Here is a 22,258-nt window from a genome sequence, read left to right as displayed (position 1 = left end):
GACAAGCATGGCGATTTTTAATGAAATATTCGGGCTAGCCTGAATATTATGAAACAGATGAGAAAAAAATCAATTAGAATGAATTTGTTGTGGAAAAGGGGCATGAATTGATGTGTCTTACATTATCTGCCTCTATTCTTTAGTTTCTTCTTTTTTGACATTCACAAGTTTGGAAGTGGTATACACTCGTCCATCTTTGCTAATAAAGAATTTTCCACCATAAGGATCTCTTGGAAGCTTTTTCATAACGCCACTTGCCACAAGGTCCTGAGGGTATTGTGGTAGAGAGCCAAATTTTTCTTTAAATTTTCTTACGGCAGTTTCAATCTCGTAAATCGCTCTTAACCCATCTAACCGTTTCATCATGTATTTTCGCATTGATTCGTCGGTGGTGGTTTCTATAACACTATGCGTGTAGGCGAGAGATGCTTCAAGCTGGCCTGAGTACAGATGCATTCTAGCCGCAAGAGGTTTGAGGTACGTTGGTGAACCTTTAATTGCAGCAGATTTCTGAAGATATATTGATGCTTTATTAGTGTCTTTTAAGAAATGGAAGTAGTTATACCAAAGGAAGAAGTACGGTCTGTAATCGTCAGGCCTGAACTCCGCTACTTTTAAGAGCAATGTGTTGGTTTCTTCTACCATTCCAGCCTCCCAGGGGAGGGTAGTGGTTGCGAGAATAAATGGGTCAGTTGCGCGCGGGTCAAGGTCTATAACTGTTTTAAGTGCCTTGTGAATAACCTGCCATTCTGTATCGGTGGTCTTTGCTTCCTGAATAACTTTTTCACCCATAAAAGTCAGGACATGTAACATTATATAGTCAGCTGTGAGGGACTTAAACTCAAGACTCAGTGCTTCTGTGGCAGCGATAGGGAGTTGCGAGATTGAAGGGATTGAAAGCACGGTTGATTCTTTACGCATATCGTAGAGTGTTTTAACGCACATAACGCTTGCTGTAGCGAGTGCTATAAAGAGAAGAAACGATTTAAGCGCCTTCATGCAAGATCTCTTTTCCTGAAAACTGCTGTGGAAAGCAGGAGCATAATCGAAATATATACGATTGCATAAACGGAAAGCAGTGCCATCAGGTTTACAGGAATTGATAAACCATGGGCTGCGTAATGCTTGATATCAAATGCTCCAATATTGGGGAAGACGTACAACAGAACGGTAGTAGCATGATCGATTAGAGGTGATATCTCAACCCCTTCAACTTTTGCATTAATAAAGCGAACGATATCCTCGACAGTCTGGCCCACAATATATGTGCTGATTGTCATGAGTGTTGCCAGGAATGAGCTGGTAGTTATAGAGCACCAGAGCATTGTACAACTAATAAGTACAAGATTAGCAGCAAAGGATAGAAAGGATGCTGCAAAAACTTGAGTGATAGGAAGGCTTTTAAAAAAATATGCAGGATATAAAAATGTAGCACCCCACATCGAAAGTAGTGTAGCACCGGTAAGAATGCCCATGATGATAAACGCGAGCATACAGAGCCCGAAGTATTTACCAAGGATATACTGACTTCGGGAAATAGGTGCGGACAGCAATGTATAAATAGTGCGTTTTTCAAGGTCTCCAGAGAGATGGGTGATGGCGATAAAAAATGGCACAAGCAAACCGCCAAGGCTGACAGATGAAAGGCAAATATCTATTATGATTTTCAGAATGTCACGCATAAACAAGCCGCTCAAAAATATTGACATCATTATCATAAAGAGTGCAGCGATCAGAACCCCATAAAGAACACGGTTTTTAAGGCCATCTTTTAATGTCAAGAGTGCAATAGAATATATCTTCACGTGTTGTTTCCCTTCAGCTGTTCGAGAAAATAGGCTTCTAGAGGAGTTTTGCCACCTTCAATAGTTTTACCTGCGAAATGAGCCTTCACTGCTTCTGGAGTGGTAGTAACGAGAATTTGCCCTTTATCCATGATTGCAATCCTATCACAGACTCGTTCAACATCAGTCAGGATGTGAGAGCAGAAAAGGATTGTGGTCCCTTTAGCATGATATTCTTTGATTATATCTATAACAAGTTGGCGACCTAACGGGTCTAGCCCGGACATTGGTTCATCAAGAATAAGAATTTCAGGGTCTCGAATGAGTGCATAGGCAAGGCCTGCTCGCTGCATCATGCCTTTTGAAAATTGCCTGAGGGGGGTATCAGCTACCTCAAAGAGGTTTACTGATTTCAGAACACTGTCAATTTTACGTTTGCTCTCATTTTTTTTAATGCCCATCACCTTGCATGAAAACTTAAGATGATCTTTTGCTGAGAGGTTATGGTAAAGCGTTGGGTTTTCAGGAAGGTAACCGATATGCTCTCGGCTAACTGAAGAACGTGTAGAAATTCCATGAATAGTGGCATTGCCCTCACATTGTAGAACAAATCCCAGCAGGATTTTCAGTGTGGTCGATTTTCCTGCACCATTAGGCCCTACAATGCCGAACACTTCGCCTTGAGAGACTTCAAAGGAAATGTTGTCGAGAGCCTTTTTCTTTTTGACGAGAAAAAAGTCTGATGCATATTCTTTAGAGAGGTTTAAGCACTTAAGTATAGTTTTCATATATAGGGACTATATAAAAAAAACGGGTACTACTCAAGTTGTTAGGGCAAGACGCCTTCGGTAAGATGGTCTTCTTCAAATTCTCTAAACCCATATTAGACTCAAATCACAGTTTTTTGAGCCGAAAACTATCCTGGCATACAGGGCTAACTGGCTATTAGGATATTTGCATTATTCTGTAATAGGAAAATTTTGAAGAGGGTAAGGTGGTATCTGGAGAGATTCGTTTGAGTACCGTGACCAGCATAAGCGAATTGCCATTGAAATATGGAGTTGCCACCAGCCTAGATGGTAAGGAGCGCTAGTACATTGTAAAAATTAATATTTCGCCATCAGAAGTGGTCCCGCTTTTAGGACCACCACTTGTGCTTTTTAAGCTTACATCTTGCAGCTCCGGTTGCTATTACCCCTCTCCCCCGCGGGGGAGAGGGGTAATAGGTTTTTTCAGACGGCTTTGGGTAATTTTTCGTAGTATGCCTCATTCGGTGTAGCATCGGAAAGCGACGAGTGTGGCCGGTCACTGTTGTATCGATGCATATACGCAGCTATTCCCTTTGCCAGTTCTCTTGGATTGCCATACGATTTCAAGTAAATATCTTCGTACTTTAGACTTCTCCAGAATCGCTCAATTGCTACATTATCGAGCCATCGTCCCTTTCCATCCATACTGATGGATATATTGTGTTCCTTCAGACAATTACTCCATTCATAAGAAGTGAACTGGCAACCTTGATCGGTATTAAATATTTGAGGATTTGTATATTTCTTTAGTGCTCTTCGAACACATCGCAAACAGAACTCAGTATCAAGAGTTGTCGAAAGCTCCCAATCAACTATCTTTCTAGAATACCAATCTATTATTGCAAACAGATACATGAAACCTTGCCTCATTGGGATATACGTTATATCGGCTGCCCATACCTGATTGGCTCTATCTATAGCTAGCCCCCTCAGACGATATGGGTAAATTCCTGAGGGTCCACCAGGTATCGGCGTTCGTTTTTGTGGATAAATAGCTTCAATCCCCATTAAGCGCATTAACCGACGAACGCGTTTTCGACCTATTTTTATGCCGGTTTTGCGCCGTACGTATTTGCTCATTCGACGGGTTCCGGCAGAGGGATCTTCAAGGTGCTGCTCATCAATAAGTTGCATCAGCTTTTGATTCTCTGAGCTTTCTTCGGAGAGCTGATAATACACTGTTGACCGATGAATGTGCAGCAACTCGCATTGACGTCTAATACTCAGTTGAGAATCCCACTCTATCTGGCTCGTCCTTTGACGGGTATCCCCAACTGATTGCACTTTTTTTCGAGAAACTCTACCTCCATTGTCAGTTGCCCGACTTTACGCTCCAATCCTTGTTTTTCCTGGTCGGAAGTGTCTTTTTTCTTGGTAGATTTGTTTTCAAATATTTCTGGCATTCGCTCAAGCAATTCTGTCTTCCATTTACCAACCATGATCGGATGGATATCAAATTCCTTGGCTATTTCACTTTGTGTTTTAAACCCTTGAATTGCTTCAAATGCCACTCTCGCCTTAAATTCTGCAGTGTGCTTTCGTCTTTGTTTTTTCATAACTCCTCAATTTAGCATGATTAAGGAGCTGCCGAAATCTAAACTTAACTTGTGGTCCGAAAATGGGGACCACTTCTCATCTTGTGTCAACATGTTACAATAGTCTCACAATTTTTAAGGAGACTATATGGCACCCCGTTATCGAGTAACTTTGGTTAAAGAAGAGGGAGAGTATTTAGAAGAAATCTCAACAAAAGGGAAAAGGGCTGAAAGGACAGTTTTGTATGCTCGTGCTATTTTATTGCTCGAGGCTGGAGGGTTTGGTCCCAAATGGATTGTTGCGAAAGTCGTGGAAGCCCTCGGAGTAACCACGCGTAGCCTTGAGCATTTAAAGAAGAGGTTTGTAGAAGAGGGGCTATCAGCTGTAATTGAACGGAAAACACGGGTTAAACCACCAAAGGCAATTCGATTTGGTGGAGGGTTTGAAGCGCAACTTTTAGTCCAGTATGGAAACCCTTGGGCTTGGCCTTAGTCCAAGGTCAGAGTTCATAGGCTTTGCCGTGTGAACGACTCATTGCTACAACTTCAACTACGTTGTCCCCACAACACAGGAGAAGGAGTAGACAATGAGTCGCTTTAAGAAATTATCACAAACGATATGGCACTGCCAGTGTCACATCGTTTTCGTGCCCAAATATCGTTTTAAGATACTAGTGGGCGAAGTAGCCGTAGAAACAGAGCGTTGCATAAGGGCTTTTGCTGAGCAGCAAGTAGCAGAAATAATCGAACTTAATATCCAATTGGATCATGTGCATCTGCTTGTAAATGTCCCACCGAAGGTATCGATATCGAATTTTGTAGGTACGTTGAAAGGTCGGACTGCTATTCGCAGATTCAACAAGTTTCGAAATCTAAAGAATAAACCCTATTGGGGTAATCATTTTTGGTCTAGAGGTCATTGCGTTGATACGGTTGGGTTTGATGCTGAAGTAATAAGAAAATATGTACGGCATCAGGATCAACAAGAGGCCCGAAAAGAGAACCAACGTCGATTATTTTAATACTGTAGGGGGCAACGCCCTTTGCCTCTTTGAGGGGCAAAGCAGTTAATCCCCTTTAAGGGGTTAATCAATACCGGCCCCTCTGGGGTCGGTTGTTTATTGTTAGCATGTTCAAAGGCCCCGGAAGGCAGAGAGCGGTGGACCGTGAGGTTGCTGGCAGAAAAAATGGTTGAACTAAAAATGGTAGAGACTGTTTCCCCAATGACAGTCTGTAATATGTTAAAAAAAATGAACTTAAGCCTCACTTAAGCAATTACTGGAAAATTCCTCCTGATCAAAATGCAAGCTTTGTTGCAGCAATGGAGGATGTTCTGGATGTATATGCTCGACCATACAGTGAAGATTATCATGTTGTTTGTATGGATAAGTCAAGTATGCAATTGATTGGCGAAGTAGCAGATCCCATTCCTGCATCAAGAGATGACAACCTAAAATTGACCACCTGTGATCACTGAATTTTGACCACCCAAAATCTTAATAAGAGAACTGAAACCGAGTGATGTATCAGTGTTGTTGTTCAGCCCTTCCCAGCAGCAACGGAGGGGGCCCTTGGGCGACAGGAGTTGCTGCTGGGAAGGGCTGAGGTCGCCTATGTTTCTGCGTACGTGTTTACTGCAAGGCTTTGCTTGAGTCGGTAGCTTTCCCAGGTGCAGGAAATAATGTGTGCTTTGTGAGTCAAGCGATCGAGTAAAGCGTTAGTCATTATCGGGTCAACAAAGACCTGTGACCAATCCGCAAAGCCTAGATTGGTTGTTATAACCACCGAACATTTTTCATGAAGTTCCGCCAAAACCTGGAAGAGAAGTTCCGCCCCTTCTTTACTGAAAGGGATGTAGCCCAGTTCATCAAGAATCAAAAGTTCATATCGGTATGGCGAGCCAGTAAACGTTGCAGGGCACGCTCTTCACGGGCCTCCAGTAGTTCATTCACCAGGCCATAACAGCTGACAAATAGTGTACGGATATCGTTTCGACAGGCCTCAATGCCAAGTGCCGTTGCCAGATGACTCTTTCCCGTACCGCTACGCCCCATAAAAATGATATTACGGTTCTCTTTGAGATAGTCACACGTTGCCAGTTGACGCAGTAATCCGAGATTAAGATCTCCGGCTGCCTCCGTATCAAAGCCGTCTAGCGTCTTGACTAAAGGGAATTTTGCTTCGCGCATTCGTCGTTTTAAACGGTTTGCAGTTCGATACTGTAGCTCTACGGTCGTCAGATCGAGGAGAAAATCCGCATAATCCGTTCCTGCTTCGCGTGCCTGACGAATCTGGATGTCTATTTCTTTTCGTATAGTAGCGAGGTTTAACTTTTTAAGATTGTCCCGGAGGGCAAAAGTAGCACTATTCATCACTGCACCTCCCCTAACTGGCCATATATTGTGTGATCCGGCGGTGCACTGCTTTCCCAGCCGATTAACGGAGGAATGATGAGTTCGGGAGTATTGCTGTAAATGAGAATATGCTGGATCCCTTCACTACTCTTGATGTCATGCTTCAGGGCGACTGTCACTGCATGTTCAATGGCTTTCTCATCATAATCCCGATAAAGCATAAATACGTTAAGAAAATCCTTTGTTCCACCGCTCATTCCTGAACTTTTCTGGAATCGCTCAAGAAGCGTATTGAGGCACGTCGGCCACTGTTTACGCCATTCGACTATTGGTCGAGCAGAATTAGACGCCTGTGGTCGTTGTTGGATTAATTCAAGATAGTGATCAGGGACAAGGCTCCACTTATTGTTGTTGAAGAGTCGTGTATGATCCTCCACTTTTTTTCCCATTGAAATAGATAGATATCCTATCTACAGTCAGCTGTACTTTCACCGGATAACCAGCATAACGGTTTGGCACGGAATATCGATTTTATCGACAATAACAGTTGAATATTTGTCAGCTTTTCCAGGCTGTAGCTGGATATTGCTAAACGGGACGGAAGGTTGTGACAGCAGCGATTGACGCTCTTGCTCAAACAAACTATCCACGCTTTGTTCCCGACCGGCAATAGTGTGACTCCCGTAACGACGGCAGCTTTCAAGCAACTTATCGTTCAATTCTTCAAGGCTGGCAGCTTCGGGTACCGGAACCATATAGTTACGTCGTACAAAGCCTACCATGCCTTCTACGCCACCTTTTTCGTGGCCTTTGCCTGGGGTGCAGAACCGCGATTCGTAATTGTAATACGCCCGAAATTTCTTGCTCTTTTCTCTTTTTACCTTGCAGTACTTTGCGCACTGCCGTTGTCAGGTTGCCATAAATCAGTATTGAGAAAACTCCACAAAAAAAGGCGAATGCATGGATGTGAGCGTCGAAAATGCCTGTTTTCGCTCACAAGGGTACATGCGGACAAAATGCTTTCCTGAATACTTTGATCGCATACAAAAATACTTGAGACGAACAGACACGCGAGCAATAACAGCGTTTGCAATACCCCAATCAACCTCGGCCTCCCGTCCGACTGCAGGGTCACACGGAATAAAGGCACCTGGACTGTCTATGCCGAGTTTAACTTTTGCCAGACGAACATACCGACGTACTGTTGACTCCCCACCAGTAAATCACATTCCAAGACTAAGCGGTTATAAATGCGGCGTGCTGTATGCCGTTGTTTCTTCAGTTGCCCTTTGTCTGACTCAAGCCATCCATCAATAATTGCAATGTATGGATCTAAGGCTGGAAATGGTTGACGAGATCGTTCCTTGTAGCTCCATGGCTCGCCTCGTATGGCTTTTTTGATCGTATTGCGACTATGTCCCGTCATTCGTGAGAGTTCACTGATGTTCTGGCCGTAATTACGATGTTCGGTGCGAATGAGTTCATATTGGTCCACGTTTAGCAACTCCTTCCCTCCTTTATGATTTTTGCAAATCATCGTAGCAGAGGGACTGCTTTAGGTGGTCAATATTCGGTTAGCACGGACCCCATTTACTGATCAATTTTAGGTTAGCACAACCAGTTGTCAAAGATCAGGACATTACATGTAAAAATAGGGGATTTACTCTTCCCCTGTCAACGGGCTTCTTTGGCCCTTGACAAACATAGACCTTCTAAGTGTTCTGATCGAAAGGTTCTGGAGGGTGATTAATAGCCCTTATGAGGAAGGGTAGCTGTTTTTTCACCAGAAACCACATCGTACATTAGCGTCCAGCTTCCTTCCAAACCGGCCGTCTTTCCTTTTGTGGACGGTTTGGCTAAAGCAAAAGCTGTGTAAATTGCTGGGGTATGAGTGATAGTTATGGAGTATGTATAATAAACACCTGGACTGTCTGGATTGCCAAGGGTGGCTAAATCTGTTGTGAAAACATTGTATTCCGCATAATTGGCGATTTCAGCAGTGATTATGGAATCTAAAATACCTGCAGCCTCAGCAGCTTTAACTTTTTTTAAAAAACTTTGGTAAAGCGGGAAAGATATGACGGAGAGAATTCCGATGATAGCAATACTGATCATGATCTCAATCAGAGTGAAGCCTTTCTTGTTTTTTTTCTTTTGCTATTTATCATTCTTTATCTTCTACCTCTTTGTCGTATAGGATGGGAGATATCAAATTCGAAATCATATATTGTTCATCATTCCAGACTTAAAACCCCTATCAACTCCCATGAGTGCTTTAAAGCTGGACTATGAGACCGTAAAAGACGCCGCTTGTTTGCATTTAGTCATATAACAATAGCAGGAGATAATTCTCAACAAACAATAAAATATTTATTTTGCAAAATATGAGTAAGAAGATGATATCTTAGTAAGATAGAGGCAGTGCAGTTATTATTTTTCGAAAGGCCACTTTGTAGAATAACAATTAAGAACTATTGAGAGGGCTGTTGTTTTATAAAAACAAAGTTTTCATTTGAAGGCAATTACTGGTGGTTGAATAATAATATATGCCAACATTCTTATTAAGAACTTAAAAGAGAAAGGTTTAACGGCGTATCAGATATGAAATCGAAATGTTGGAAATATTTCTCATTATTATTTACTTGGTAAAGATTACTTATACAAATATCGTGTGCCTGAAAACTAGGCACACGATAAAAGAAGTAATGACCTTTTAGTTTATCAATATTTGGCTTAGCTGATTAATAACCTAAAGGAGCAAAAACTTGAGTCTTGACACCTGTCAGCCCATTATAAGTCATGGTCCATGGGGTTACCAAGCCAGCATCTTGACCTTTTGAATTTGGAGTTGCAGTGGTTGTTACGGTATAGACTGCTGCACTAGTAACAGAGCCGTCTGCAGCTACGACAGCAGCTGTGTTTGTCGGAACGACGGTGTAAGTGAAATATTCGGCCCCTGTCTCTGGATTACCAAGCTCAGCTAAGGTTGCAAATTCACTATTTTCTGCGTAATAAGCAGCTTCGGCTGTAGTTATTGCAGATAAATAAACTTTCGCCTCAGATGCTTTACTTTTCTTGGTGAAATTCTGATACTGAGGAATTGCAATAGCAGCAAGAATACCGATAATTGCCACAACGATCATAAGCTCGATAAGGGTAAAACCTTTTTCGTTACTCTTCTTCATTTGTTTTGTCATCAATTTCAACATGTTTTCTCTCTAACCTCTTCTCTTTGTGTTTGAATGATTGTTAATATCTCTTCACATATTAACAACTTAGCCACTTTATGGTTGCGCAAACCAGCTTTCTCAATAGATATTAGTAGGTTATTTGATATGCATTGTAAAGAAAAAAAACAAATTAGTTAAATAATATATAGCTGTTCACATTATTTATGGAAATGATATAGTCTCTATTAGGTAACTAACTTATGGAGTGATATGGTTTTGTGATCTAGTGTACAAAACATGATATTTAGATTTGGTAAAAGAAACATACTTTCTTTATTAATCTTAGCCTGACCATTATATGGTATTGGATTTTGTTTGTTACTTGAGTTACAGATTTATTCTATGAAATGACCGTTACAGGATGCCTGACTAAAGCATGGTGCCGAATGCTGTTTGTTAAATATGATTAAAGGTAAAGTAGCTAATGAAATTATCATCTGCAATTAGTGATAGGCAGGCTTTGTTAATAATTATGCTTGTTGGATTCATCGCATATTTCAATGCTTTTGATGTGCCGTTTTACTTCGATGATCTTGATAATCTCAAGCATCCAGATCTCAAGCTAGAAAACCTAACATTGGAGTCGGTTGAGAGGTCATTAACCGGTGGATTACTCAAAACCAGGCCTGTTGCAAATTTGAGCTTTGCTTTGAATTATTATATCGGTGGTTATAGAGTTCAGGGGTATCACCTCGTAAATTTGATAATACATATTACATCTGGGTTTTTATTATTTTTACTCATCAAAATAACCTTGTCGTTAGTTGGAGAAGCTAATAATAAAGACAAAATATATATGATATCGCTTTTGGCAGCGCTATTGTGGCTCGTGCATCCACTCTGTACTCAATCGATTACGTATATAGTACAGAGGATGAATTCTCTCGTTTCAATGCTATACCTGCTTAGTCTTGTGCTTTATATATATGGTAGGATTGAACAGAATAAAAATTATAGCAGTAGTTTTATGACAAAGGGAACTGGTCTGTTCTTTTTGAGTGTCTTGTCAGGAATCCTTGCCTTAGGTTCAAAAGAGAATGCTGCAACGCTACCTGTCACGATTTTTTTGTATGAATGGTATTTTTTTAGACAACTCAGTCTAAGCTGGTTGAAGAGAGCCTTGCCAATAATTGGTGTTGTTTTCTTGTTCGTGTTGACGCTTGGCTGGTTGTATACAGATGGGCACTTGGTTGAAAGAATCGTTGGAGGGTATGGGAATCGTGATTTCACACTCACACAACGATTATTAACCCAACCTAGGGTGATACTTCATTACATAAGTTTGATAGTCTATCCAGATCCGGATAGGCTTGTGCTTGATTATAATTTCCCTATATCTACTTCTTTTCTCAATCCAACAAGTACGATCTACGCAATATCCTGCTTATTTGGGCTATTCAGTTTAGCTCTATGTATTGCTAAAAGGGAACGAATTATTTCCTTTTGTTTAATCTGGTTCTTTATAAATCTATCAGTGGAATCGACAACTATCCCATTGGAAATGGTATATGAGCATCGAACCTATTTACCATCGATGGGATTGGTCACCATCGCTGTCTATCTTCTATTCAGGTTCGTGGGTCATAGATTGATTTCATCGTTTATTGTGGTTGGGATATGTGTGTTGTGTACAGTATGGACAATGCAAAGAAATTCAGTGTGGAGAGACCCAATAGCGTTTTGGGAGAGTAATCTGAGTAAGTACCCAGACTCTTCACGAGTAAATGCGAACCTGGGTAGTGCATATTATGAAGTTGGTGATATCGATAAAGCAGAATCATACTATAAATTAGCCACAGCACTACAGCCGAGAAATAAAGCTGTTTTAAAAAATCTTGGTGCTCTTGCTATGCGTCGAGGTGACATAGAAAAAGCTAAGAAGTATTTTGTTGCTTCACTTAAGCAGGACCAGCGCTTCTCTCCCGCACTAATGGAATTGGGTGGGCTGTTAATGCGGGAAGAGCAGTTTACTGAAGCAGAGAAGGTTTATAAAAAACTGTTAAAGAATGTATTGGCACCTGAAGTCAGGCAGAAAATAAATATGTATCTTGCACAGATTTATTTGAGACTCAATAGATTAAGCGAAGCCAAAGTAACTATAGCAAATCTTACTGGAACAGGACTTGAAGAAACTGATATGCATTTGTTACGAGCAGAATTGAATCTGAAAGTAGGAAAAAATACAGAGGCAATCAGTGATTATGAACGTGCAATTTTATCGGATCAAAATCTTTGGGAGGCTCATTATAATATTGCACGATTATACTCACAGGAAGGCGATGTGCAGAAAGCTGAAAACCATTACAAATTGGCTTTACAGTCTATGCCTTCGGCATTGCCTGTTCGATACAACTATGCAAATACCATCCTGAGGCAGGAAAAATATGTTGAAGCAGTTAAAGAATATACTCTGCTAATTCAAGATGATTTTCATCTCGCAGATGCATTCAATAACCGAGGACTGGCTTATATAAACCTTGGCGACCCTATGGCAGCTGAACTAGATTTTGCGACTGCTCTAGCATTAAGACCAGACAATCCTGTGGTAAGAAGAAATTTACAGATGGTAAGAGATATCTTAGAGGAAAATTGAAATCGTGCAATGTGACAAGTGATTTTGAGGTGTAAATTGATATTGTTATCACAAACTCCTCCTTTAAAATGAGGAGGAGTTTATGGTGATCAGGCTATATTGGTACTAGACTACATAGCAGTATAATCCCCAAATGCCGTTGCTGCATTAGTTCCAGTTACAGTTGGGGCGGCTGTACCAGCTGCTGAGATATCCAAATAATAAACCTCGTTAGCGTCCGAAGCCATACCAAAAGCTTTTCCTGATTTCTTTGCCAGGACCTGTTCGTGATAAGCACCGACCGCAAATGAATTAGCGGTTGTTGCGCCTGATACAATCACATTGGTAGAAGGCTTAAATGCGTCAAAAGTTGGATTGCCCGCAGTTACTTCAATGGTGACATCGCCAGTAGTTGCATCTTGGGAGAGTGAGGCTGCATTTACACTGATGGCATATGTTGCACAAAGGCTTATTCCTGCGATTACTGCGATTATTTTTTTCATGTTATACTCCAATATCTGAAAATGATTGACGTTGCAATGAATTGTTACTGTCTGATTAGTTAGGGTATTCCTGATACTCAGCGTTGAAGGCATGCAGTTCAGTTACAAGGTTTCTTACATCACTCTGAGAAGCTTTGTTCTGAGCACGTGCCCTGTAAGCTGCAAACTGAGGAATGGCGATAGCTGCGAGGATACCGATAATAGCAACAACGATCATCAATTCGATAAGGGTAAAGCCTTTTTGATTGTTCTTTCTTTGTAAGGATTTTCCGATGAGTCTCAACATAATTTTCACCTCTCGTGTTTGGGTTTGTGGTACATCGGTTATTTCGCTTTTATTCTGCACAGAGCGTGCCTATTTTTGAAGGGAAAATAATATTTATAAATAACGGACTAATAGGTCGATTGACTGGGGTGTTTGATTTATTTGACCGTGCCAGATACACGGTTGCTGACAAAAAATGTCAGCACATTTGAGTCAATTGTGACGATTAGTGTCATAAAGAATGATTTTTATCAGAGTTGTTGTTTGATGTTCTGCAACAAAACAATGTTGATGTGGGAGAGCCTTAAATGACGATATCATCGACAAGGCTTTGGGGAGATAAAATGGAATATAAGATCTAGACTTCTAATTAATCAAGAGAAGCGATGGGTTGAGATGATCTTAGGTGATTGCTCAAACTTTGTACGGTTCTGAAAGCTAGCTTGTAAGGGATTTATGATAAAGAGAAGGCGGCCAATTTAACATTGGACGCCTTCTTGGGTAATCGTTTAAATACATTTAGGAGGGAGTTTTCTGTTACTATTGATCACTCCAGGATTCTCTTCCTGCACGATACTCATAAACTGGATCTGCCTTAGATTGCACTATATCACCAGTCGAAAGCTGGGTAATTACTTTAATAGTACTAGTTCCTGATCCTGCGTGCAGCGCAGGTGTGCTAGCTTTGCCACGGCCAAGTTCTATGAATTTTTTTGATTTATACTTAACGGTATCCCCATCATCTACAATACTGTTTCCAAAGATTGATGGTATTTTAGGGTAGGATGTACCTGTCTTGTAATATAGACCATATTGGCGACTACGTCCTTCTCCGCTGCAGGGGTCTTCGCTAGGTTGAAAAACAGCACTGAATAATGATCCTCCGAGGAGTGCAGATCTCGTGGTGTTTCTGGTAGAAGGCACTGCACCATCGTTGCCAACGATTGGCGGAAGGTTCTGGACCCAGCCTGCCGAATCGTTGTTATCAATATTACCTAATATTTGTTTGAATGTTGATAGGGTATTGCCATTTGTGTCAGAAATACTCGTTTCAAGCGTTCCGTCAGTATAAACTTCAACATCGGAGACATCCAGAAGCTCAGATTGTGTGACTGGATAATTATTATCTTCATAATCTTTCACTCCAAAAAGACTTTGAGTGTCGTAATTAAATTGGTCATCAGCAGAGAAACTACGACCAGAGCCAAAAAAGAGCCAATGATTACCTGATTCGTCAATGCTAGGGGTTGGTTGGCCGTAGATAGAGATAGGTCTGTCAGAATTGAAGAAAGTCGTCGCCGCTGCCCATGAGGTTGGAGATGGGTTATCAGCAAAGCTGAATTTCATGATTCTGCCACTATCAGCATCCCCGTTTGAAAAATCGTCAGAGTTTGAATCCCTGACGAGGCCGAAATATGCACTATCTGACATGAAATCCAGATCCCAGTCAACGACAACAGGGTTACCCATAAATGTGTTTTCGATTTGACTATCACAGCTCATAATACGATATGAATCTGTTAAATTAAAAACCTCGCAGTGATCCTGATAGGTTGCGCTACTCATTTCCGGGCTCGGGGTTTGGGTTATTAATTGCTTTAAATCAAAGAAAAACGTCTTCGCTGTCTGTGTACTTTCAAAACTTCTTAGCTGATTGGGTCCAGTCCCAAACATCAGATACCAACGATTACATTCTGTTCCGCTACACCTTTGTTGGCCGTTAATATCCTGAAAAGTAACCACGGCAGGGTAAACGGTTGTGAAGCTTTCATCGGGTATTTGTATTTCTCCCAAGACTGTTGGTTCTTCTTCTGGGTTTGTGATGTCAATTATTACATATGCTGAGCGTCGAGATACATCCTGGTTTGGAGTATCAGGATCATTGTCATGGTCAACTGATATGTTCATTTGACCTCCACCCAAATTCATCCCAGCGACGAGTAGGGTGCCCCAGCCGTTTGGATGATTTGGGTCGGTAGGATCGAAGATTTTCACGTCAAAAGTGCGTGGTTTGGCATCGACATAACTTACATGAGTAGAGCTGTAATTCTGAGATTTAAGCCACTGTAGATGCGGAAGTAGGTTCATTGGTGCGTAAGCCCATATTTCACTACCTAGTGGGTGTGTTGTCGCAGCAGTGTTATCAGGCTTTTTACCAGTTATACTATATTCAATCGTTTGTTTGCCATCGACTACCACTGAATTGTAAAATCCACCATTAAATGCATGGATTAGACCGTCATTGCCGCCAACATAGATAACATTTCTTCTATCTATATATCTTTTTCTAAAATCACCGTAGCTTGAATCGTAATATAATAGGTTAAAGCCTTCCTGTGGGGCACCAACAACTGTTGGAGTAGAATTTATTATGTCACCAAGTCTCATAACGTTTGATGTTGAGTCGCTTAAATTATATCTCAATGTCCTGTTACGGGCTCCAGTCACTTCAATCCCTCGTATAAAATTTACAAGGTCTTCGGCTTCAGATTGACTGGATACATCAAAGAACGTATGGCTAATTGGTGAGGTCGTGTGGTTGAGGAGCTGTGTTGTAAATGGTCTGAATTCATCATTCTCATCATCAATGATGTTATTCGAATTGACATCTATCCATGTTGTAATGTATCTGCCATATTCTGCTGTAGTGTTGTAATCTCGTTGCTCCTCCAGCATTGCATCACTTACATCGGGCAGATATAGCTGTTCTCGGGCATTCCATAAATATCCAATTTGTTCAAGCTCTTTAATCGTAGTAACAAAGTTTGAGACCTGAACTTGATCGCCCTCAGATAACCAATTAGAAGAAGGGGAAACAGTAAGAGAGAGCTCACCTGAATTTTTGAGTGTGATTTCTGTAGTACTGCTACCACGTCCCAAATTTGTTTGAAGATTAGTAACATTCCAGTTATCGAATGTAACATCTTCGGCTCCTTTTAAATCATAGGTTGTCAGTTGTGCACGAATACAGCTATCGAAATCACCTGAGTCTATTGAAATGTTAGAAGTAGTTGGTTGGAAATTATTCAACTGTATTGCGCCATTGGATATAGTGCCGGTTGCGTCTGATCCTTCAAGGCATTTAATATCCCAGTTATCAAAAACATGTCCTGAGGCACCCAGCATATTTTTAGTTTGTAAAGTGAGCTGGTCACCTAAGGTGATCCAGGTTCCACTTGGGACCACAGTGAATGAAACAGTATTGCTGACTCCCGGGGAAACTGAGATAGTGTTGTTGCTGAATCCTCTGGCAGGACCTGAATTGCTGATTATTTGCCAGGTGTCAAACTCTGAATCAGTTGGAATTGTCCAATCGCCTGCAGATACAGCAATTTCTACTAAACCTGTTGAATCGTTGTATGAGGTTACTGTACCGTTAATTGTGTATGGAGTAATGGTAAGAGTAGATCCCGACAAACTGCTGGTTCCTTCCATTGAGTTGGGATTAACCGTTACCCCTCCGTTGGAATAAGATGTTACAACTCCTTGCATGCTCAGGGCAGTAAATTCCTCGGGGTTGCTACTGTCATAAACCTTTACCCGAGTTCGACCTTCTAAATCATCAAAGAAGGTTTCAACCACCTGATCAACACAATAATTGTCTAAGCGACCGTTCGGTATGCACTCACCAGTAAATGGTTTACAGTCACCGTTATTGTCTATGCCATTATATGCGGTAGGACTGCAATCCTGACGAGAAAGCCCATAGCTATCCAACCATAAAGCCTGGATAGTACCAATCCAGTTGGCTTCTTGATCTGTGTCTTTTCTTCTTGGTTCATAATATGCTTGGTAAAGGGCACCTTCACCACGGACATTATTCGAAACAACAGCTGCGGCAGTGCCGGAGGAGGTGCGATCGAGTATAGCATCCAGTACCCGAGTAAGGGAGTTTTCAAGTTCACGAGGGTTTGTGGAATAAAAATAATTATCAGGGATGCCGTCAGATCCGGCTAAGCCTGTTTGGTTGATTTTGCTGTCCCATTCAGATTGTAAATCTGGGAGTTTGTTGTCATTGGAATCAATAAAACCTCCATATTTGGAGGCATACCAGAGAGGATCTTTTAACAGATTAGCGCTGGATGTTCCTAATATGTAGGTTTTCGTAGTGGCTGGGTCGTTGACATTGCACCCATCTGAACAATCTGTAATGTCTTCATCTGTGCTAGTTGATTCATCATCTGTGAAGTTTTCTATTCCAGAGTGTACATGGAAACCGTCATCATTGGTACCATCAATTACATATCCAAACCCCATAGAATAAGGAGTCGATTCGGCATGCGTCTGTGTTGTTATTTCTAAGGTTCCGGCCAGTTTGTTTAGGTTGTATGAGAGAGTCCCCCACATATCCTGATCAAAGTCGCCGCCCTGTTCACTATCTTCCCAGTTGATATAAAAGGTACCTGTTGCGACCTTGCTGGTTTGATTGATAGTTTGAGACACGATCTTAAAATCGACAAGCGCACAGTTGCTCTCTGGAGAAAACGACTTGTTCCTGCAAGCAGGCAAAATGGTCACAAGGGCGTTACCTGAAGGATTTTCAGGGTCTGGGATTTCAATTGCTGGAACTCCAGAAGCAAGAGCGACAGAGAATGTGTCAATTGTTTGAGGGCCACTAAGATCTCTGTTTCCTGTTGCATTATCAGGGCGGATATCCTCAACATGAGCATAGTAGGCGAGTCCCGCTATTCTATAAGATCCTCCAAGCCTTGGGGCCTCAGGACAGATTCCGCCAGTTTGACCAAGATTTGAAACAGTCTTTTCCGTACATAATTGATTATCCGTTTCGGAACCAAGATGATTTTCGCCTACATAGTATGAATTCCCGTGTATACCTTCTGCCAGCCCAACAGCATCAGTCATAGCGCTTGTGGTTTTATCTCCTGGCAGGATTGCTTCATCCCAAATAGTTGGTGGTCCATAACTTGTGTGGTCTAGTTCGTCATAATCATAAGATACTGTACTGGTGTTGAGGTTGATGACAAAAAGATCAGCGCAGTAACTATCACTGTCTAAAGGGTCCTCAAATGGTTGTGGAACAGGAAGGCCTGGAATTGCGGTAGAAGAGTTGTCACGGTAAGCACCAATGACTCCATTACCTGAGAAATAGTTAATAGCCTGATAATAAATTTCGGAGAATGGATTACCCCAGTTCCGGCAGCGATTTGCTGCTGTGACGTCATCAAAGTCAGATAATTCCCACGTGCAATTATCGCCCTGATTTGAATTATAGGTCCCAGCATCATCACTGCCGTCACCACCTTTATAACCTATAATGCGGTAAAGGCTCCAGGCGTTAATCAACCCGCTGGCCGAATTGTTACTCTCAGGACCGCCGGCATATTCTGCAACTTTGGTAAATGTTCCATCTCCATCTACATTGATCTCGTCGGTAATACTCGATGTGTTTCTAATTAACACTCCACCTGAAGCGTGTTTATTATATGATCCTGCTATCATGCCAAAATACATGTCATCATTATCGCCATACTTTTGTAATAATCCAATTGGTTTGTAGACGTCATCACTGCTATCGGTTGCGCTGGTACCAGGGTACGATTTACATTTTTCCTTACCAATAAGGCCGGATACACATGATTGAACTCTGGCAACGTAGTTCCCCTGACCAAGTTTCTGATCCCAATTCGGACTGTTGGAATATGCGTATATCAAGGACTTACTGGGATCGTTGCCGTTAGACGCGCTATGCGAATCAGTGCTCTCGGTTGCCCAGGTACATTGCCATCGCTCATTACTGGCCCAAAGAGAGTAATTCCCTTTAACTGCTTTGATGAGTGGTGGCTCATTATAATCTTCTGAATATTTGTTAGTATATTCAGACATATCAACATCTGTTGTATTTCCAAGTGTAATACCAACCTTTTTCCAGTCAACAACACCGTCTGAATCTTCGCAATTACTGGTATTGCCAGAATCGCAATAATAGTCATCCCTGGTAAATGGTGTGAGTTGCGGAATATCACTACCTGCGTAATATTTAGCCCAGCTATGTGCATCATGAGGCAGATAGGAGCGTTCAAGGACCGTCTCTGTTGAAGTATCAACCCTGCGGTGACCACCAAAAAGTATCTTACGTATTGTGTCAATTCTAGACATCGATAGCCAGTTGAGAAAGTTCCCACTCCACTGGTTTGTTGAAGAGTCTGCATTGCAATATTTAGTACTTGTTACTGAAGCAGGCTCAAAACGGAGTTGATCAGTATCATATGTGTAGCATTTATATGAATCAAAATAGCCGTAGTAGTCTATAGAGTGCTTATATGTGGTCTCTGGTAAGCCATCTGCGTCTAGATCATTGTAATCATTGTATGCTTTAAAATATAATTGATGATCATTGGAAGAATTGATCAATACCCTTGGAGTAACCCCTTCATTGGTTATATCATTTGGCATTTGGCCAAAATCAGAGACGCTATAGTTTTCACTGGCATGAAGTGAAACATTAAGGGAGAGTGCAGTGAGTAAAAACGCTGAAAGAAAGCACGTTTTAGGTACAAAATTATTTAATGAGAATGAAAGCGTAATCATAGTTATATCCACTTAAAACTTACAATCAGATTTTGCTGAACTGGAAACGACAGAGTTGTTTAACATCCACCGGACCTTCAATGTTGATTCACTATTTTGCTGACCGTGGTGTTGGGAGGCAATAGTAAATAGTTTTGCTGTGCCTGACGTTGATGATAGCCCAGGACGATCGTATCCCGAAATCATTGCCTGGGAAGATCCCGGAAGCGGGATAACTCTTGAAGTATTGAGAAAGTTTGTGTGTGCTGCAGAATCATCTATTGTTGCATCTGGATAATACGTAAAAAACCTTGTGGAGTCGGAAATTGAACCTGCAACATCGCTAGGGCGTGAGTTGGCAAATCCTAAATTACTTACTAAGATACTGCCGTTTAAGATTGCCACATCATTTTCATCTATAGTTGCTGTTTTACTAAAACCGTTACCAGAGTCTAAACAAATTTGATTTTGAAAAAGTAAATGCTGAGCTAACTCAGTTCCACCGTCAGCCTGGTAAAATGTTTGTTTATGAACCCTGTCATTGCCTGAGATCATAATTTCAGTAATGGTACTTTTAGTTGCCATTATTCCAAGAAAGCTTACTATTAGGAGAATTAATAAAGAGATGACGAGGATGAATCCTCTTTCGTCTATTGAGTTATGCTTGTCTTTTTTCACATAAGCCTCTCAAATTGATGCTTCTTTTATATATTGGAAAGAAATTACATTTTTCATTTTATTTGTATTGTCTTTGACATGTACCCTGATAGTTTTGTTCCCGGGTAGAGGCTGATCTAACGCAACATTCCATGATATCGTATATTTGCCATCAGGTGAGTTTTGTTGGCCGTCTGGTTTAGCAGCGATTGTTGTGTCATTTAGTCCAAAATAGTTACCGTCATCATCAATGCCATTTGCGTCTGTGTCTTTACTTGTCCCATCACCATCAACATCCAGTAAATTATCGTATGGGTAACTTATAATATCTTCGATTTTCTCTGCTGCCCAATTTGTTGCAACTGTAATATTGGATGCTCTTGCGTTTTGCTGAACAGAGGTTAACTGCAAAGTATAAAAAGAAAGAATTCCTATTGAAAGAACAAGCATTGATATTAACGCTTCTATGAGTGTGAAGCCGTCATCTTGTTTAAGTGTTGGGATACATAATTTCATAATCCAATGTTCCTTAGTTTTACAGTTGATATCAAAATGCGACGTCTGTAACTGTCATCATAGGGCCCCCAGGATTTTCCTGAAGCTGATTGATAAGTAAGGGTATTCGTGAAATTAGGATCCTTTCGTGGAGAACGAGCTAATAAAGAAATTGTAACAGCTCTGATATTATCTAATTCTGATCCTGATGGATCAATTTTTTGAGGGGGATCATACACACCGTTATTAGTATTGTCCTCAAGAGTATAAAAAAATTCTACAGCTACAATGTGATCTGCAACCGGTTGAAGAGATCCTCCATTTATACTTCTTTTGAAAGAGGCTGCACCGCTATCCGCTACTCCATCTGCTGGGGTAGAATCATCATCGATTGAGAACCTGTAGGTTATGTCCATGTCTGGACCAGCTGCTATTGTATTTGAATCCTTTTCCCATGAAAATCGAATCTGGCCTTTGCTTGCTGAGACAAGCCCTGTATTTTCAGCGGAAGAGTATGGCTTATACCCAGCCATTCGAATTTCTGATGAGAGGAAGGTCATTGCAGAGCGAAGGTTTTGTTGCATTACAACAACCTGATGCTGAGCAAGCTGAATACGTTTTTGACTTAAGTAGGCAGAATATATTGATGCCATGATAATTAAGGAAATGGTGAGAGCTATAATGAGTTCTATTAGCGTGAATCCGCCTGATTTTTCCTCATTCAAAGATAGCTTAGATAAATTTAACACGTTCATAAATATCGTTTTAATGGCTATTGATTTGTAATAACTCCACTGATGTTAACCGAAATTTCTGATTGTCTGGAGTAGTCGTTGTTTAGGGTGATTTTACCAGTATTACCATCTTTAGGAAGGCCTGTTGGGAGAAAGGCTATTAAATCACCAGTTAAATCGGTATCGCAGAGTGCCACATTCTTCGGCATAATCACTGTTTTTAAAATAGTCTCTCCTGTACTCAATAGGTCATCGTTTGCAGTACCAGTTCCATTCCCATCATCGATGAAGAGAGTATATCCACCTCCTGCATTTGGTACCGAATCTGGTAAATCAGTACATGAAACTTTATTAATGAGCATGACAACATTGGCATTTCTCTTAATTGCTGTCATTTTCGCTAATTGTAAATCGTACTGTAAATTTTGGGTTGAATCCTGAAAACGTAAATTAGGAAGCCACGATGAAAAGCTTGGAATAGCTATAGCTGAGAGTATAGCTATCAGAACCATGGCAATTGAAAGCTCAATTAGTGTAAAACCGTGACTATTATTGAACTGTTGTGCGGACTTTTTGCTGTTGTGGGGGGGGATAATCATAAGAAAGATTCTTTGTCTAAATGTTTTACATATAGAGTTACATATTTAATACTATTGATTGATATATTTATACAACCTTTTGATCAAAAAAACTGCTGTAATTTTAGATTGATGCACGATATGGTGTTGATTTGGATGAGGGTATTGTAAATTAAGGTGTTTTTGTTAGGGTGAGAATGGTGATTAATCAAGA

The 22,258-nt window shown here is 41.0% G+C and carries 19 protein-coding genes and 2 pseudogenes; 3 read left to right on the top strand and 18 right to left on the bottom strand.

All coding sequences use genetic code 11. The annotated features are described in order from the left end of the window. Positions 1-132: 132 nt before the first annotated feature. The 4 genes from FCL46_RS12380 to FCL46_RS12365 form a co-directional block, all read right to left on the bottom strand. A complete protein-coding gene (locus tag FCL46_RS12380; protein WP_136808435.1) occupies positions 133-999 on the bottom strand; it encodes a hypothetical protein in 867 nt (288 codons plus the stop codon). Next, positions 996-1,805: an ABC transporter permease gene (locus FCL46_RS12375; RefSeq protein WP_136808434.1), complete on the bottom strand. Its 810-nt coding sequence runs from the start codon at positions 1,803-1,805 to the stop codon at positions 996-998. The genes FCL46_RS12380 and FCL46_RS12375 overlap by 4 nt, the downstream gene beginning before the upstream one ends. Further along, positions 1,802-2,572, bottom strand: coding sequence for an ABC transporter ATP-binding protein (locus FCL46_RS12370; RefSeq protein WP_136808433.1), 771 nt, complete (start codon positions 2,570-2,572; stop codon positions 1,802-1,804). The genes FCL46_RS12375 and FCL46_RS12370 overlap by 4 nt, the downstream gene beginning before the upstream one ends. Positions 2,573-3,016: 444 nt before the next feature. Then, positions 3,017-4,149 (bottom strand): IS3 family transposase gene (locus tag FCL46_RS12365; RefSeq protein ID WP_136808432.1). Its coding sequence is split into 2 segments (ribosomal slippage): positions 3,017-3,862 and positions 3,865-4,149, totalling 1,131 coding nucleotides; the frame shifts between segments, so codons are not numbered across the junction. A 127-nt stretch (positions 4,150-4,276) separates the two neighbouring features. Here FCL46_RS12365 and FCL46_RS12360 point away from each other — a divergent pair. Then, positions 4,277-4,621 carry a COG3415 family protein gene (locus tag FCL46_RS12360; protein ID WP_136808431.1) on the top strand — a complete coding sequence of 115 codons (345 nt, stop codon included), beginning with the start codon at positions 4,277-4,279 and terminating at the stop codon, positions 4,619-4,621. Positions 4,622-4,715: 94 nt separating this feature from the next. Further along, positions 4,716-5,150: an IS200/IS605 family transposase gene (gene tnpA / locus FCL46_RS12355; protein ID WP_136808430.1), complete on the top strand. Its 435-nt coding sequence runs from the start codon at positions 4,716-4,718 to the stop codon at positions 5,148-5,150. A gap of 589 nt (positions 5,151-5,739) precedes the next feature. On the opposite strand, the pseudogene istB reads toward tnpA, so the two are convergent. From istB to FCL46_RS28570, 7 genes and pseudogenes are all read right to left on the bottom strand, one after another. Then, a pseudogene (gene istB / locus FCL46_RS12350) lies at positions 5,740-6,500 on the bottom strand (IS21-like element helper ATPase IstB). Continuing rightward, entirely contained in the window at positions 6,500-6,931 is a 432-nt protein-coding gene (locus tag FCL46_RS27995; RefSeq protein ID WP_217909623.1) for a hypothetical protein, read from the bottom strand. The pseudogene istB and the gene FCL46_RS27995 overlap by 1 nt, the downstream one beginning before the upstream one ends. Then, the gene (locus FCL46_RS28850; protein WP_420811257.1) at positions 6,885-7,001 is read right to left on the bottom strand and encodes a hypothetical protein; all 117 of its coding nucleotides are present in this window, start codon (positions 6,999-7,001) and stop codon (positions 6,885-6,887) included. Before FCL46_RS28850 ends, FCL46_RS27995 begins: the two co-directional genes overlap by 47 nt. Then, positions 6,971-7,264 (bottom strand): hypothetical protein, encoded by a 294-nt coding sequence (locus FCL46_RS27990; protein WP_217909622.1) that lies wholly within the window; start codon positions 7,262-7,264, stop codon positions 6,971-6,973. Before FCL46_RS27990 ends, FCL46_RS28850 begins: the two co-directional genes overlap by 31 nt. Before the next feature lie 377 nt (positions 7,265-7,641). Then, complete coding sequence (locus FCL46_RS27985) at positions 7,642-7,986, bottom strand: hypothetical protein (protein WP_217909621.1); 345 nt, start codon at positions 7,984-7,986, stop codon at positions 7,642-7,644. Positions 7,987-8,228: 242 nt separating this feature from the next. Continuing rightward, positions 8,229-8,621 (bottom strand): annotated as a pseudogene (locus tag FCL46_RS28575) (type IV pilin protein); the annotation flags it as partial. 602 nt (positions 8,622-9,223) lie between these two features. Further along, positions 9,224-9,691 carry a type IV pilin protein gene (locus FCL46_RS28570; protein ID WP_136808428.1) on the bottom strand — a complete coding sequence of 156 codons (468 nt, stop codon included), beginning with the start codon at positions 9,689-9,691 and terminating at the stop codon, positions 9,224-9,226. 445 nt (positions 9,692-10,136) lie between these two features. Here FCL46_RS28570 and FCL46_RS12330 point away from each other — a divergent pair, with 445 nt between their 5' ends. Further along, positions 10,137-12,305 (top strand): tetratricopeptide repeat protein, encoded by a 2,169-nt coding sequence (locus FCL46_RS12330; RefSeq protein ID WP_136808427.1) that lies wholly within the window; start codon positions 10,137-10,139, stop codon positions 12,303-12,305. A gap of 110 nt (positions 12,306-12,415) precedes the next feature. Here FCL46_RS12330 and FCL46_RS12325 read toward each other — a convergent pair whose 3' ends face one another. From FCL46_RS12325 to FCL46_RS12295, 7 genes are all read right to left on the bottom strand, one after another. Then, positions 12,416-12,787, bottom strand: coding sequence for a hypothetical protein (locus tag FCL46_RS12325; RefSeq protein WP_136808426.1), 372 nt, complete (start codon positions 12,785-12,787; stop codon positions 12,416-12,418). A gap of 55 nt (positions 12,788-12,842) precedes the next feature. Beyond that, positions 12,843-13,073 carry a type IV pilin protein gene (locus tag FCL46_RS28565; RefSeq protein WP_136808425.1) on the bottom strand — a complete coding sequence of 77 codons (231 nt, stop codon included), beginning with the start codon at positions 13,071-13,073 and terminating at the stop codon, positions 12,843-12,845. A 519-nt stretch (positions 13,074-13,592) separates the two neighbouring features. After that, positions 13,593-19,601, bottom strand: a complete 6,009-nt coding sequence (locus FCL46_RS12315; protein WP_136808424.1) for a pilus assembly protein — start codon at positions 19,599-19,601, stop codon at positions 13,593-13,595. Positions 19,602-19,613: 12 nt separating this feature from the next. Next, entirely contained in the window at positions 19,614-20,258 is a 645-nt protein-coding gene (locus FCL46_RS12310; protein ID WP_136808423.1) for a PilX N-terminal domain-containing pilus assembly protein, read from the bottom strand. A gap of 9 nt (positions 20,259-20,267) precedes the next feature. Then, positions 20,268-20,753, bottom strand: a complete 486-nt coding sequence (gene pilV / locus FCL46_RS12305) for a type IV pilus modification protein PilV (RefSeq protein ID WP_136808422.1) — start codon at positions 20,751-20,753, stop codon at positions 20,268-20,270. Then, the gene (locus tag FCL46_RS12300) at positions 20,750-21,487 is read right to left on the bottom strand and encodes a PilW family protein (RefSeq protein WP_136808520.1); all 738 of its coding nucleotides are present in this window, start codon (positions 21,485-21,487) and stop codon (positions 20,750-20,752) included. Before FCL46_RS12300 ends, pilV begins: the two co-directional genes overlap by 4 nt. A 17-nt stretch (positions 21,488-21,504) precedes the next feature. Continuing rightward, entirely contained in the window at positions 21,505-22,065 is a 561-nt protein-coding gene (locus tag FCL46_RS12295) for a GspH/FimT family pseudopilin (protein ID WP_136808421.1), read from the bottom strand. Between the last annotated feature and the right edge of the window lie 193 nt (positions 22,066-22,258).

The organism is Desulfosediminicola flagellatus (genome assembly GCF_005116655.2).
GTDB lineage: Bacteria > Desulfobacterota > Desulfobulbia > Desulfobulbales > Desulfocapsaceae > Desulfopila > Desulfopila flagellata.
This window is presented reverse-complemented; position numbering and strand designations above follow the sequence as displayed.

Coding starts and splice junctions, on each gene's coding strand:
- FCL46_RS12380 (WP_136808435.1), bottom strand. CDS start 999: ATGAAGGCGCTTAAATCGTTTCTTCTCTTTATAGCACTCGCTACAGCA.
- FCL46_RS12370 (WP_136808433.1), bottom strand. CDS start 2,572: ATGAAAACTATACTTAAGTGCTTAAACCTCTCTAAAGAATATGCATCA.
- FCL46_RS12360 (WP_136808431.1), top strand. CDS start 4,277: ATGGCACCCCGTTATCGAGTAACTTTGGTTAAAGAAGAGGGAGAGTAT.
- tnpA (WP_136808430.1), top strand. CDS start 4,716: ATGAGTCGCTTTAAGAAATTATCACAAACGATATGGCACTGCCAGTGT.
- FCL46_RS27995 (WP_217909623.1), bottom strand. CDS start 6,931: ATGGGAAAAAAAGTGGAGGATCATACACGACTCTTCAACAACAATAAG.
- FCL46_RS27990 (WP_217909622.1), bottom strand. CDS start 7,264: ATGGTAGGCTTTGTACGACGTAACTATATGGTTCCGGTACCCGAAGCT.
- FCL46_RS28570 (WP_136808428.1), bottom strand. CDS start 9,691: ATGTTGAAATTGATGACAAAACAAATGAAGAAGAGTAACGAAAAAGGT.
- FCL46_RS12330 (WP_136808427.1), top strand. CDS start 10,137: ATGAAATTATCATCTGCAATTAGTGATAGGCAGGCTTTGTTAATAATT.
- FCL46_RS12325 (WP_136808426.1), bottom strand. CDS start 12,787: ATGAAAAAAATAATCGCAGTAATCGCAGGAATAAGCCTTTGTGCAACA.
- FCL46_RS28565 (WP_136808425.1), bottom strand. CDS start 13,073: ATGTTGAGACTCATCGGAAAATCCTTACAAAGAAAGAACAATCAAAAA.
- FCL46_RS12315 (WP_136808424.1), bottom strand. CDS start 19,601: ATGATTACGCTTTCATTCTCATTAAATAATTTTGTACCTAAAACGTGC.
- pilV (WP_136808422.1), bottom strand. CDS start 20,753: ATGAAATTATGTATCCCAACACTTAAACAAGATGACGGCTTCACACTC.
- FCL46_RS12300 (WP_136808520.1), bottom strand. CDS start 21,487: ATGAACGTGTTAAATTTATCTAAGCTATCTTTGAATGAGGAAAAATCA.
- FCL46_RS12295 (WP_136808421.1), bottom strand. CDS start 22,065: ATGATTATCCCCCCCCACAACAGCAAAAAGTCCGCACAACAGTTCAAT.